This is a genomic window from Micromonospora echinofusca (genome assembly GCF_017614955.1).
In the GTDB taxonomy this organism is placed as follows: domain Bacteria; phylum Actinomycetota; class Actinomycetes; order Mycobacteriales; family Micromonosporaceae; genus Micromonospora; species Micromonospora echinofusca_A.
This window is the reverse complement of record NZ_WVUH01000224.1, coordinates 1-12,179: the sequence shown is the minus strand read 5'-3', so window position 1 is coordinate 12,179 and position 12,179 is coordinate 1. Positions and strand designations below refer to the sequence as shown.

The 12,179-nt window shown below is 73.4% G+C and carries 13 protein-coding genes and 2 pseudogenes; 7 read left to right on the top strand and 8 right to left on the bottom strand.

The features are described 5' to 3' along the window. Nucleotides 1–196: 196 nt before the first annotated feature. A complete protein-coding gene (locus GSF22_RS22560; protein ID WP_208815733.1) occupies nucleotides 197–643 on the bottom strand; it encodes a GNAT family N-acetyltransferase in 447 nt (148 codons plus the stop codon). A gap of 124 nt (nucleotides 644–767) precedes the next feature. Further along, complete coding sequence (locus tag GSF22_RS22555; RefSeq protein WP_208815731.1) at nucleotides 768–1,706, bottom strand: thiamine-phosphate kinase; 939 nt, start codon at nucleotides 1,704–1,706, stop codon at nucleotides 768–770. Between the two features lie 107 nt (nucleotides 1,707–1,813). Here GSF22_RS22555 and GSF22_RS22550 point away from each other — a divergent pair, with 107 nt between their 5' ends. Beyond that, a complete protein-coding gene (locus GSF22_RS22550) occupies nucleotides 1,814–2,047 on the top strand; it encodes an Lrp/AsnC ligand binding domain-containing protein (protein WP_208815730.1) in 234 nt (77 codons plus the stop codon). After that, the gene (locus tag GSF22_RS22545; protein ID WP_307804219.1) at nucleotides 2,048–2,761 is read left to right on the top strand and encodes a DUF3515 family protein; all 714 of its coding nucleotides are present in this window, start codon (nucleotides 2,048–2,050) and stop codon (nucleotides 2,759–2,761) included. Between the two features lie 29 nt (nucleotides 2,762–2,790). Here the strand turns inward: GSF22_RS22545 and GSF22_RS22540 are convergent, their stop codons facing one another. After that, nucleotides 2,791–3,897, bottom strand: a complete 1,107-nt coding sequence (locus GSF22_RS22540; protein ID WP_208815729.1) for a D-alanine--D-alanine ligase family protein — start codon at nucleotides 3,895–3,897, stop codon at nucleotides 2,791–2,793. 288 nt (nucleotides 3,898–4,185) lie between these two features. On the opposite strand from GSF22_RS22540, the gene GSF22_RS22535 reads away from it, so the two are divergent. Continuing rightward, nucleotides 4,186–5,514, top strand: a complete 1,329-nt coding sequence (locus tag GSF22_RS22535) for an ATP-binding protein (protein WP_208815728.1) — start codon at nucleotides 4,186–4,188, stop codon at nucleotides 5,512–5,514. A gap of 63 nt (nucleotides 5,515–5,577) precedes the next feature. Here the strand turns inward: GSF22_RS22535 and GSF22_RS22530 are convergent, their stop codons facing one another. Together GSF22_RS22530 and GSF22_RS22525 are read right to left on the bottom strand one after the other, a co-directional pair. Next, a complete protein-coding gene (locus GSF22_RS22530; protein WP_208815727.1) occupies nucleotides 5,578–5,796 on the bottom strand; it encodes a hypothetical protein in 219 nt (72 codons plus the stop codon). Nucleotides 5,797–5,838: 42 nt separating this feature from the next. Continuing rightward, nucleotides 5,839–6,012, bottom strand: coding sequence for a hypothetical protein (locus GSF22_RS22525; protein ID WP_208815726.1), 174 nt, complete (start codon nucleotides 6,010–6,012; stop codon nucleotides 5,839–5,841). 231 nt (nucleotides 6,013–6,243) lie between these two features. Between GSF22_RS22525 and GSF22_RS22520 the strand changes: the two genes are divergently transcribed. Both GSF22_RS22520 and GSF22_RS22515 read left to right on the top strand, forming a co-directional pair. Continuing rightward, a complete protein-coding gene (locus GSF22_RS22520) occupies nucleotides 6,244–7,089 on the top strand; it encodes a helix-turn-helix domain-containing protein (RefSeq protein ID WP_208815725.1) in 846 nt (281 codons plus the stop codon). A gap of 5 nt (nucleotides 7,090–7,094) precedes the next feature. Further along, on the top strand, nucleotides 7,095–7,295 hold the full coding sequence (locus tag GSF22_RS22515; RefSeq protein WP_208815724.1) for a DUF397 domain-containing protein: 201 nt from the start codon (nucleotides 7,095–7,097) through the stop codon (nucleotides 7,293–7,295). Between the two features lie 300 nt (nucleotides 7,296–7,595). Here the strand turns inward: GSF22_RS22515 and GSF22_RS22510 are convergent, their stop codons facing one another. From GSF22_RS22510 to GSF22_RS22500, 3 genes are read right to left on the bottom strand one after another with little or no spacing between them, the layout of a single operon-like run. Next, the gene (locus GSF22_RS22510; RefSeq protein ID WP_208815723.1) at nucleotides 7,596–8,726 is read right to left on the bottom strand and encodes a cystathionine gamma-lyase; all 1,131 of its coding nucleotides are present in this window, start codon (nucleotides 8,724–8,726) and stop codon (nucleotides 7,596–7,598) included. 3 nt (nucleotides 8,727–8,729) lie between these two features. Continuing rightward, nucleotides 8,730–9,728: an NAD(P)H-dependent glycerol-3-phosphate dehydrogenase gene (locus GSF22_RS22505; protein ID WP_208815722.1), complete on the bottom strand. Its 999-nt coding sequence runs from the start codon at nucleotides 9,726–9,728 to the stop codon at nucleotides 8,730–8,732. Continuing rightward, a complete protein-coding gene (locus tag GSF22_RS22500; protein ID WP_208815721.1) occupies nucleotides 9,725–10,501 on the bottom strand; it encodes a lysophospholipid acyltransferase family protein in 777 nt (258 codons plus the stop codon). Before GSF22_RS22500 ends, GSF22_RS22505 begins: the two co-directional genes overlap by 4 nt. A 133-nt stretch (nucleotides 10,502–10,634) precedes the next feature. Here GSF22_RS22500 and cofC point away from each other — a divergent pair. Further along, nucleotides 10,635–11,261 (top strand): annotated as a pseudogene (cofC, locus tag GSF22_RS22495) (2-phospho-L-lactate guanylyltransferase); the annotation flags it as partial. Between the two features lie 300 nt (nucleotides 11,262–11,561). After that, nucleotides 11,562–12,179 (top strand): annotated as a pseudogene (locus GSF22_RS22490) (RNA degradosome polyphosphate kinase); the annotation flags it as partial.

The following is a 12,179-nucleotide window of genomic DNA, read 5'->3' as shown; positions in this document are numbered from 1 at the left end:
ACGTCGCCCAGGAACTCAACGGCCGCCCACGACAGACGCTCGGCTGGGACAACCCAGCCGAGCGTCTGCGTGATCTACTGACAACCACATAAGCCATCAGGTGTTGCGACGACCCCCAGAAACCGCCGTAGAGGAAGGGCCCCTTCTTAACATTTCTGGTGCCGGCAGGACCCCTCCTGGCCAGCCCGGCAGGCGTTCAGAGGAGCCGGCCGAACGAGATGCACCCCTCGTGGTCCCGGTAGTAGCCGAAGTTCGGGATGCGCTCGTAGCCCGCCGAGGTGTAGAGCGCGATCGCCTCGGGCTGCTTGTCCCCGCACTCCAGGACCAGGCGTTTGCGGCCGTGGTCACGCGCGGACCGTTCCACCGCAGCCAGCATCCGGCGGGCCACCCCGCGGCCCCGGACCTCCGGCACGGTGTACATCCGCTTCAGTTCGGCGATCTCCCCGGTGTCGCCGTGGCTGCGCCAACCGCCGCAACCGACCGGTGCACCGGCGAGGTAGCCGACGAGGAACGCGCCGTCCGGCGGGTCGAACTGGCCGGCATCCAGCGGGGTGTCGTCGCCGGTGCCGCCGTACCGTCCGGCGAGGTCGGCGAGCGCGGCGCCGACCAGCCGGTGGGCCACCTCGGAGTCGAAACGCACCATGCGGATGTCAAGCTCGGTCACGGGCGCAAGGGTACGACCACACGCCGTGCACAGCCCGCCCGACCTGCCCGGACCGGGCGTACGTCACTGCCGCGTCGCCCTGGCCGCGCTCCGGCGGCCCCGGTCACCGGAAGTGGTCCCAGCCGGCCGGACCGTCGAACGGTCGGCCGTCCACGGTCACGCCCGCCCCCTCGACCACCCGGCCGACCGGTCGCCACTCGGCGGGCAGGGCGACCGCCCGGGGGAAGGTCGCGGCCAACGCGTGGTCGTCGCCGCCACCGAGGATCCAGGTGTACGGGTCGACGCCGAGGGCCTGCGCCGCGTCCCGCATCTGCCGGGGTACCTCGAAGGCGTCCCGGTGCAGGTCGATCCCGACCCCGCTGGCGGTGGCGACGTGGCCCAGGTCGGCGATCAGCCCATCCGACACGTCGATCATCGACGTGGCGCCGAGCCGGGCGGCGTGCGGTCCGGCCAGGTACGGCACCTCGGGTCGACGGAACGCCTCGACCAGCAGTTTCGGGGTGCGGAACCCCCGCGACAGCACGGTGTACCCGGCGGCGGCGTACCCGGTCCGGCCGGCCAGCGCGACCAGGTCCCCCACCCGGGCGCCGGTACGGACGACCGGGGCGCGACCGCCCAGGTCACCGAGGGCGGTGACGGCGATGGTGAGGGTCGGGCTGGCCGACATGTCCCCACCGACCACGCTCGCCCCGACCAGGGCCGCCTCTGCGGCCAGCCCGTCGGTGAGTGCCTCGACCCAGTCGACCGTGACGTCCGGCGGGATGCAGAGGGCGACCAGCAGCGCGGTGGGTACCGCGCCCATCGCGGCGATGTCGGCGAGGTTGGCTGCCGCCGCCCGGTGCCCGATGTCGGCGCCGGCCGACCAGTCCCGCCGGAAGTGCCGCCCCTCGACCAGCACGTCGGTGGAGGCGACCACCCGCCCGTCCGGTGACCGGATCACGGCGGCGTCGTCACCCGGTCCGAGCAGGCAGGTCGGACCGCTGGTCAACCGCGCGGTGACCCGGTCGATCAGGCCGAACTCCCCGGTACCCGACACGCTCATGGCCGCTCGCTCCTCGCTTCTCCCTGACCACCGATAGGGATCAGTCCAGCTCGTAAGGTAGTTTCACCGTCGGGCCGCCCTGACCGGCGGCGGACGGGAGTCAGGTCGTGGTACAGGCGTACATCCTCATCCAGACCGAGGTCGGCAGGGCGCGTGACGTGGCCGGCGAGATCGGGAACATCGCGGGCGTCGTCCGGGTCGACGCCGTGACCGGGCCGTACGACGTGGTGGTGCTCACCGAGGCGAACACCGTCGACGAGCTCGGCAAACTGATCGTCAGCAAGGTGCAGATGGTGCCGGGCATCACCCGCACGCTGACCTGTTCAGTGGTGCGACTCTAGGTGGACCGCAGCACTTCTCCCGAGAGCGGCGCGGCGGCCGGGGCCGAGGCCACGATGACCGACGATCCGTCGGCCGTCGATCTGGACCGGCCGGCGACCACCGGGGCCGGTACCCCGACCGGCGGTGGCCGGTCCGGTGACCGGGCGGCCCGGCAGGCCGCGCTCTGGGCCACCCTGGTGGCGGTACCGGTGACCGTAGCGGTGGCGCTCTTCGCGTTCGCCCGGCTCAGCCCGGACGCCCCGGAGACGCCGGATGCCCCGGTCGCCGGGCCGAGCGCCACGGCTGCCCGGCCGCAGTCGACGACGCCGGTCGAGCTGGCCGCACCGCAGCTCGGCGAGCGGCAGGCCACGGTCTGCCGGGCCCTGCTGTCGCAGCTCCCCCCGACGGTGCGGGACCTGGCCCAGCGGCCGGTCACCGCCGGCGCCGAGCAGAACGCCGCGTACGGCGATCCGGCGCTCACCCTGGCCTGCGGGGTGGCCCCGGTCGAGGTGCCGCCCACCGACGACGTCTGGGTGATCAACGGGGTCTGCTGGCATGCCGCCCAGCGCCCGGAGGCAACGGTGCTGACCACGGTCGACCGGGAGGTCCCGGTGCAGGTGACCGTGCCCCGGGCCTACGAGCAGCCGTTGCAGTGGGTGGCGCCGATCTCCGAGACCACGGTGGCGTCGGTGCCGTCGGCGAAGACCGCCACGCCGCGCGGCTGCCGGGGCTGAGCCGCCCGGTCCGCAACGACAGATGCCGGTCAGTGCAGGCCGACGCCGCGCCGCAGGGCCGTCCGGATCAGCCGGTTCACCAGTTTCGGGTACTCCAGACCGGCGGCGGCCCACATCCTCGGGAACATCGACGACGGGGTGAACCCGGGCATGGTGTTGATCTCGTTGAGGTAGATCTCCAGGTCGGGGGTGACGAAGAAGTCCACCCGGGCCAGGCCGGCGCAGTCCAGCGCGGTGAACGCCCGGGTGGCGTACTCGCGGACCTGGGCGGTCACCCGGTCGGGCAGCTCGGCCGGGATGTCGTACTCGCAGGAGGACTCCGAGTCGATGTACTTCGCCTCGAAGTCGTAGAAGTCGTGGTCGCCGACGACCCGTACCTCGGCGAGCAGGGACGCCTCGGGGCTGCCCCCGGCCTCCCCCTCCAGTACGCCGCACTCGATCTCCCGACCGACGATGGCCCCCTCGACGAGCACCTTCGGGTCGATCTGCCGGGCGGCGGCGACCGCCGCGTCGAGCCGGGACCAGTCGTCGACCTTGGTGATGCCGAACGACGACCCGGCCCGGGAGGGCTTGACGAAGACGGGCAGCCCGAGCCGTTCCTTGTCCGCCTCGCTCAGCGTGGCCCCGCTGCGCAGCACGGCGTACGGGCCGACCGGGATGCCCTCGGCGGCGCAGAGCTTCTTGGTGAACTCCTTGTCCATCGCGGCGGCCGAGGCGAAGACGTTCGCCCCGACGTACGGGATGCCGGCCATCTCCAGCATGCCCTGGATGGTGCCGTCCTCGCCGTACGCGCCGTGCAGCACGGGGAAGACCACGTCCACGTCGGCCAGGGCCCGGGGCCCGTCGGTGGGGTCGAGCACCAGCAGCCCGTTGCCGGTCGGGTCGGCGGGCAGGACGACCGCCGCGCCGGAGGTCTCGGTGATCTCCGGTAGCCGGCGGGCCTGGATGGCGAGGGTGGCCGGGTCACCGTTGGTGAGGACCCACTGCCCGGCCCGGGTGATGCCCACCGGGACCACCTCGAACTCGTCCGGGTCGAGCGCGGACAGCACGCTGCCCGCGCTGACGCAGGAGATGCCGTGCTCGGGGCTGCGCCCGCCGAAGACAAGGGCCACACGGGTCTTACCTGGGGTGGTCACAGAGTCACCTTTCGTCCGCGACCGGCCGGTCCGCTGCGGGACGTGACCGGTCGTGCCCTGGCGGGTACGGGCGCGCCAACCGTCGTGCTCGCCGCTGGCGCTCACGTCGGTGACCCTACTCTGCGTGGCGATCGGCCGGATTGTTACCCGAAGGCCCCGGTGAGCTGCGGCGCACCCCGTGGTGCTACCCGCGACGGAGGGTGACGAACCTCCGGGGCGTAACGGATGTCCCGACCGGTGACACGCGCCCGGACCCGGACCCGGGTGACCCACTACGCTGCTTCGGTTATGAGCCACGATGCCCTGATCGACAGCCTCGGCGCGGCTGTCGCGGCCCGCCCGGACGACCTGCCGCTGCGGCTGCACCTCGCCGGGCTGCTGCTCGATGCGGGGCGGCAGGCCGAGGCGATCGGGCAGGTGGGGCAGGCGCTGGTCCGTGACCCGGGCAACGCCGAGGCGCAGGACCTGATGCGGCGGGCGCTCGCCGGTGGCGTACCGGGACAGCGGCCCGCGCCGACGGACGGCCCGACCCGGCCGGAGCCGCCCCCGGCAGGCCCGGAGCCGACGCAGGTACGGCCGGAGCAGGCACCGCGACCGGCACCGGAGCAGCAGCCGGCCCGACCGGCGCCGGGAGACGACCCGTTGGCCGCGTACGAGGAGGAACTGGCCGACGTGGTGCCGCCCCGGTTCGTGCGGGCCGGGGACGAGCCGGAACCGGTGTCCGGGGACGCGGACCGGATCTTCGACGTGGAGACCTCCACGGTGCGGCTGGCCGACGTGGGTGGGATGCAGGCCGTGAAGGAGCGGCTGGAGCTGGCCTTCCTCGGGCCGCTGCGCAACCCCGAACTGCGCCGGCTGTACGGCAAGAGCCTGCGCGGTGGGCTGATGCTCTACGGCCCGCCCGGCTGCGGCAAGACCTTCCTGGCCCGGGCGGTGGCCGGTGAGATGGGGGCGAAGTTCCTCTCACTGTCCATCGTGGACGTGCTGGACATGTGGATCGGCAACTCCGAGCGCAACCTGCACGAGCTGTTCCAGGCCGCCCGGCGCAACGCGCCCTGCGTGCTCTTCCTCGACGAGATCGACGCCCTGGGGCACAAGCGTTCGCAGGTGAACTCCAGTTCGATGCGCACCCTGGGCAACCAGTTGCTGGCCGAACTCGACGGCATGGAGGGCAACAACGAGGGGGTGTTCGTACTGGCGGCGACGAACACCCCGTGGGACGTGGACCCGGCGCTGCGGCGGCCGGGCCGGCTGGACCGGATGGTGCTGGTGCTGCCGCCCGACGCCGAGGCGCGGGGCGCCGTCCTGGAGTACCACCTGCGGCAGCGGCCGATCGACCGGATCGACCTGCGCCGGGTGGTCGCGGCGACCGAGGACTTCTCCGGTGCGGACCTGGCGCACCTCTGTGAGACGGCGGCCGAGTTCGCGATGGCCGACTCGGTACGCCGGGGCGAGGTCCGGATGATCGGTCAGGCCGACTTCGACCGGGCGCTGAAGGAGGTCCGGCCGTCGACGCGCCCGTGGCTGGCCACGGCGCGCAACGTGGCGATGTTCGCCAACGAGGGTGGGGTCTACGACGACCTGGTCGCCTATCTGAAGCGACGCCGGCTGCTCTGAGCGCGTCGGCCGGACCGCGGAGGTGGTCAACCACCGGTGCCGGTCAACCACCGGCGTAGCTGGTCAACCACCGGCGTAGCGGCGGCCGACGGCGATCACCTTGACCCGCTGCCGACCGGCCCGGACCATGCCGAGCGCCATGAACGCCTGGGCGATCCGGTCGGCTGCCTCCCGACTGCTGGCCCCCACCACCTGCCGGCGCCGTTCGGGGCTGAGCCGTTCGTTCCGCCCGCTGTGGGTCAACGGCCGGACGTCGGTGAGCACCACCAGGAAGCGCGTCATCCGGCGCCACCTGCCCGCCCGTGACATCGGGCCGCCGAGGCGTCACCCACGGCGGCTCACCTCCGGTTCGGCGGTGGTGGGGGCGAGCCCACCGGACACGTCCCGACACACATAGGCGAGATCCAGGTGGATCCAGGCGCCGAGGTTGTCCCGGAGCACCGGGCGTGTGCACCAGCGGCACCGGGACACCCGGGGCCAGCAGCCGGTCGTGGTCATTCGACTTCCCTCCGGTCCGCGATGTGGTGGAGGCACACGACGGCCGGGCCCGGGGGACGGGACCCGACCGTCGTGCGCCTCATTCCCCTCCGGTCACCCACCTCCACCGTCGACGCGACCACTGAAGGTGAGGACGCGATGACAGATTGACACCCAGGAAGGCGTGAATGCAACTCTCACCCAGGTTCTCTCATGCACGGTTTCTCGCAGGTGTGTGTCACCATCGATGGCATGGCACCGAAGACCGCTCGCGCCCGTCGGCTCGGCATCGCGCTGCGCCAGGCCCGCGAAGCCGCGGGGTACACCCTGGAGTCGGCCGCAGACGAGATCAACAGCACCCGCAGCACCCTGTCCCGGTACGAGAACGCGCAGACCCTGGTCAGTCCGGCGACGGTACGGGCCCTGCTCACCCTCTACGGGGTCGGCGGTGACGAGCTGGCCGCCACCGTCCAACTGGCCAAGGACGCCCGCAAACCCGGCTGGTGGGTCTCCTACTCGTACGTGCTCGACCGCCGGACGATCGACTTCATCGCCCTGGAGGCCGAGGCGACCGCGATCAGCAACTTCGAGCCCTCGGTCGTGCCGGGCATGCTCCAGACGGCCGACTACATCCGGGGCGTGATGCGCGGCGGGCCGCACACCCTCGGCGACGAGGAGGTCGAGCAGCGGGTACAGGCCCGGCTCGACCGGCAGCAACGGCTGACCGCCGACGAGCCGCCGATCTTCGACGCCATCATCGACGAGGGTGCCCTGCTCCGCCCGGTCGGCGACGCCTCCGCGATGGACGCCCAGCTCGCCCATCTGCTGAAGATGGCCGACCTGCCGAACATCACCGTCCAGGTGATCCCGCTCGCGGCCGGCTACCACCGGGGCACCCGGGGCTCCCTGCACATCCTGGAGTTCGCCGACCCGGAGGACCCGATCATCGCGTCGGTGGAGACGGTGGCCGGCCAGATGATCATCGACCGGCCGGGTGAGCTGCGGGTCTGCGCCAAGATCATGGAACATCTCCGAGCCGTCGCACTCAGCCCCTCGGCGAGCCGCGACCAGATAGCCAACCTCATGAAGGGACGGTAGGAACCATGTCACCGACGATCGACGAGGCGCTGGCCACCGCGGCCTGGCGCAAGAGCAGCCGCAGCGGCGACCAGGGCGCCTGCGTGGAGATGGCGGCCGTCGCGCAGACCGTGGCGGTACGCGACTCCAAGGACCCGGACGGCCCCGTCCTGCTCTTCACACCGACGGCGTGGGCGGCGTTCGCCAGCGCGCCGCCGCAGTCCTGACCGGCACCGACTGACGTCCGTCGACGGTCCCGGTCGACGGGCGTACCCGGGTGGGGCCGGTGGCGCGACGTCTCCCCCGCCGCCGGCCCCACCATCCCATCCGGGCGGCACCCCCGGCCGCGCGACCCGACCGGCAACGGGTCGCCTGACCGGAGGCGCCTGCCAACCCACGAGGTCCACATCGGAAACGGCTGCCCGCCATCTTCGATGTGGACCTCGTCGGCCGTTCCCGGTCGGTTGAGCCGAGCGAGGCGTCCAGCGCGGTCGGTTCAGGCGAGCGAGGCGTCCAGCGCGGCCGGTTCAGGCGAGCGAGGCGTCCAGCGCGGCGGTCAGGTCGGCGAGCAGGTCGACGGTGTCCTCGACGCCGCAGGAGAGCCGCACGAACCCGGGCGACGTGTCGTCCCCGAACTGCGCCCGCCGGTCCGCGCTGGTGTGCAGACCACCGAAGGAGGTCGCCGCCGCGACCAGCCGGGCGGCGGTCAGGAACCGACCGACCCGTTCGGCGGTACCCAGGTCGAACGAGACGATCCCCGGGAAGCGTCTCATCTGCGCCGACGCGACCGGGTACGCCGGATCACCCGGCCGGCCCGGCCAGCGCACCCCCTGCACGTCCGGACGGGCGAGCAGCAGCTCGGTCACCGCGGCGGCGTTCGCCGACTGCCGGGCCAACCGCAGGTCCAGGGTGGCCAGTGACCGGTGCGCCAACCAGGCGTCGAACGCCCCGGGTACCGCACCCGTGCTGGTCCGCCAGCCCCGCACCGCGTCGAGCAGGCCGGCGTCCCGGGTCGCCAGGTAGCCGAGCAGCAGATCCGAGTGGCCGGAGAGCGCCTTGGTGCCCGACGCCACCACCACGTCCGCGCCGAGGTCGAGGGGACGCTGCCCCAGCGGCGTGGCGGTGGTGTTGTCCACCGCCACCAGCGCGCCCGCCTCGTGCGCGGCGGCGGCGAGCGCGGTCACGTCGGCCACGTCCAGGCCGGGATTGGCCGGGGTCTCCAGCAGCAGCAGCCGTACCCCCTCGAACGACGGGTAGGGACCGGCCGTCGGGGCGTACCGCACCCGCACCCCGGTCGGCTCCAGGGTGGCGGTGGCGAAGGCCCGGACCGCGAAGTACCCGTCGGTGGGGAGCAGCACGGTGTCCCCCGGCCGCAGCACGGTCAGCAGCAGCGCGGTGACCGCCGCCTGACCGGTGGAGAAGGCGAGGCAGTCGCCCCCCTCCAGTTCCCCGATCGCCGCCTCCAGCAGGCGACGGGTCGGGCTGTCCATCCGGGCGTACCCGTTCGGGCTCGCCGCCGGCCCCTGCCACGGGTCGAGGTGGTACGGCGCGGCGAACACCGGACCGGGCAGGAACGGCTCACCCGGTACCGCCCCGGGCAGTCCGGCGTACACGCACCGGGTGCCGTCACCGTCGCCGGGTCGCAGGTCAGCGCTCATCGGTCACTCCGGTTTCGTGGTACGGCTCATCAGGGCGGCCATCGCCACCCGGGGGTCGACACCCTCGTGGCAGACCCGCTCGACCTGCTCGGTGATCGGCATCTCCACCGCGTGCGCCCGGGCCAGGTCCCGGATCGCCAGGCAGCTCTTCACCCCCTCGGCGGTCTGCCGGGTGGCGGTCTGCGCCTGCTCCAGGGTCTCCCCGCGCCCCAGGTGCTCGCCGAAGGTCCGGTTCCGCGACAGCGGCGACGAGCAGGTACCCACCAGGTCCCCCATGCCGGCCAGGCCGGCGAAGGTGAGCGGGTCGGCGCCGAGGGCCACCCCGAGCCGGGCGGTCTCGGCCAGCCCCCGGGTGATCAGCATGGCGCGGGTGTTGTCGCCCAGTCCCATCGCGCAGGCCATGCCGTACGCCAACGCGATCACGTTCTTGACCGCACCGCCCAGCTCGCAGCCGATCACGTCGTCGTTCGTGTACGGCCGGAAGTAGGGCGTGGTGATCGAGCGCTGCACCAGGGTGGCCCGGGAGACGTCGGTGCAGGCGACCACGGTGGCGGCCGGCTGTTCGAGGGCGATCTCGGGAGCGAGGTTGGGCCCGGAGACCACCACGACCCGGTCCGGGGCGACCCCGGCGGCCGCCACGATCACCTCGCTCATCCGCTTCGTGGTGCTCAGCTCGATGCCCTTCATCAGGGACACCAGCGTGGAGTCGGGGGCGAGGAAGTCCGTCCACCCGGCGAGGTTGGTCCGCAGGGTCTGCGACGGGACGGCCAGGACCACCACCTCCGCCCCGGAGATCGCCTCCCCGGCGTCGCTGGTGGCGTCGACCCGGTCCGGCAGGCGCAGGCCGGGCAGGTACTCCGGGTTGGTGCGGGTGGTCCGGATGGCCTCGGCCACCCGTTCCCGGCGGGCCCAGATGGTGACGTCCCGCCCCGCGTCGGCGAGGATCTTGGCGAACGCGCTCCCCCAGGAACCCGCGCCCAGGACCGCGACGTGTCCGGTCACGCGGCACCCGCCTGGTCCCGCTGCGGGTCGGCGCCGTCCCCGGCCGGTGGTGACTCCACGTCCGGCGGACCGGTCCGTTCCGGCCGGGCCCAGAGCGGCGGTGGGGTGCCGCCACGGATACCGGCGAGCAGGTCGCGCAGGCTCAGCATGATCTCCTCGGTCATCTCGTCCAGGGTGGCCTTCGTGGGTGCGGCGCCGGCCCACCGGCTGAGGTCCACGGGTGGTCCGGCCACCACGGTCACCGGCCGCCGGGGGCGCGGATCCCACCGGTTGTTCCGCGGGTCGAACATCCGCTCCGGCCCCCACAGCGCCAGCGGTACCACCGGGGCGCCGGTGGCCAGTGCGAGCCGGGCGGCACCCGTCTTGCCCCGCATCGGCCACAGGTCGGGCTCCCGGGTGATGGTGCCCTCCGGGTAGATGACCACGGCACCACCGGCCTGTAACGCCGCGACCAGGGTGTCCAGCGACCGGGCCGCGTCCACCGAACCACGCTCGACCGGGATCTGCCGGGCCCGGTGCAACAGCCAACCGACCACCGGCACCCGGAAGACGCTGGCCTTGCCGAGGTACTGCGGCCAGCGGCCGGCGTCGTAGACGAAGTGCGCGGAAACCAGCGGGTCGGCGTGCGAGATGTGGTTCGGGACGATGATGACGGGGCCGGTCGGGGGGATGTGCTCCATGCCGAGCCAGGTCCGCCGGGTCCAGATGGTCAGCACCGGCTTGATCAACACCACGGGTAACCGCCGCCAGAACCCCAGCCTGCGCCGTGTCACAGTGCCTCCTCGCCTCCACCCGCCTGCCGCCCCGCCGGCACCGCCCGCCCGGCCGACGCCCGCAGCGAAATCATGCCTGCTGCCACCGGGTACGGCCAGTGAGGGGTACCGGTACGCCTGGCAGGATTGCGCCGTGGGTGAACCGGACTGGACCGTGGTGGTACCCGTGAAACGCCTGCCGGTCGCGAAGAGCCGGTTGCGGGGCGCCCTGCCCGGCGTACCCCACGAGATGTTCGCCCTGGCCCTGGCGCGGGACACCATCCGGGCGGCGCTGGCCTGCCCGGTGGTGGCCCGGGTGACCGTGGTCACCGACGACGCGGCGGTGGCCCGGGCGGCCGGGGCCGAGGGTGCACAGGTGCTGGCCGACCCCGGTGGTGGGCTCAACGCGGCCTTCGCGGCCGGTGCCGGTACCGCCGGCGGTCGGGTGGCCGCACTCACCGCGGACCTGCCGGCGCTGCGCCCGGCGGAACTGACCGACGCGCTGCGCGCCGCCACCGGGGACCCCGCCAGGGTCTACGCCACCGACAGCCCCACCCGGTACTTCGTCGCCGACGCCCCCGGCACCGGCACGGTGCTGCTGACCGCCGCGCCCGGCACCCCGCTGGACCCCCGGTTCGGCGCCGACTCGGCGACCGCGCACGCCGCGTCCGGGGCGGTCGCACTCACCGGCGACTGGCCCACCCTGCGCCGGGACGTGGACACCGCCGCCGACCTGGCCGAGGCGGTCGTGCTCGGGCTCGGCCCGCACACCGGCGCGCTGGCGGCGGTGTACGGTGCTGGCATGCAGGGCACCGTGGCGACCTACGACCAGCAGACCCGCTCCGGCACCCTCCTGCTCGACGACGGCACGGAGCTGGCCTTCCCGGCCGCCGCGTTCGACGCCTCCGGTCTCCGCCTGCTCCGGCTCGGCCAGCGGGTCACCATCCACCGGGACCCGTCGGGCCAGGTCGACCGGGTCGCCATTCCCGGCGTGAGCTGAGAGCGCCCTACCGCCGGGCGCTCCACGTCGCGGGTCGGCAAGTTCAGTTTCCGTTCACCTGGATCGGGTCATGATTGACCGGTGAGCACCCCCGCCGGCCGCCGGCCACGCCAGCCCAGGACCACCACCGGAACCGGTACGAACGGCGCCCGGCCGGACCACGTGTCCGGCTCGGCGGGTGCCGCCGACCCGGCCGGCCCGGCGGTGGTCGGGGCGGCGGGTTCCGCCGGGATCGACGAGGTGGCCGGCACAACGGCCGCACCGCCCACCCCGGCCGGCACCGCCGACGCCGCACGGCCCGCCCCGGCCGGCGGGCCGGACGACCGGACGCCCCCCGCACCGCTGCCGGAGGACCGCTTCCTCAACCGGGAGCTGTCCTGGCTCGACTTCAACGCCCGGGTCCTGGCACTCGCCGAGGATCCCCGCACCCCGCTGCTGGAGCGGGCCAAGTTCCTCGCCATCTTCGCCAGCAACCTCGACGAGTTCTTCATGGTGCGGATCGCCGGGTTGAAGCGCCGGCTCCAGGCCGGTCTGCCGATGCGCGGCGGCGACCAGCTCCCGCTGCGGACCCAGCTCGACCTGATCGCGGCGAAGACCGCCGACCTGGTGGCCCGGCACGCCGGCTGCTTCGTCGGGGACGTGCTGCCGAAGCTGGCCGCCGCCGGGATCCACATCTTCCGCTGGACGGACCTGGACGCC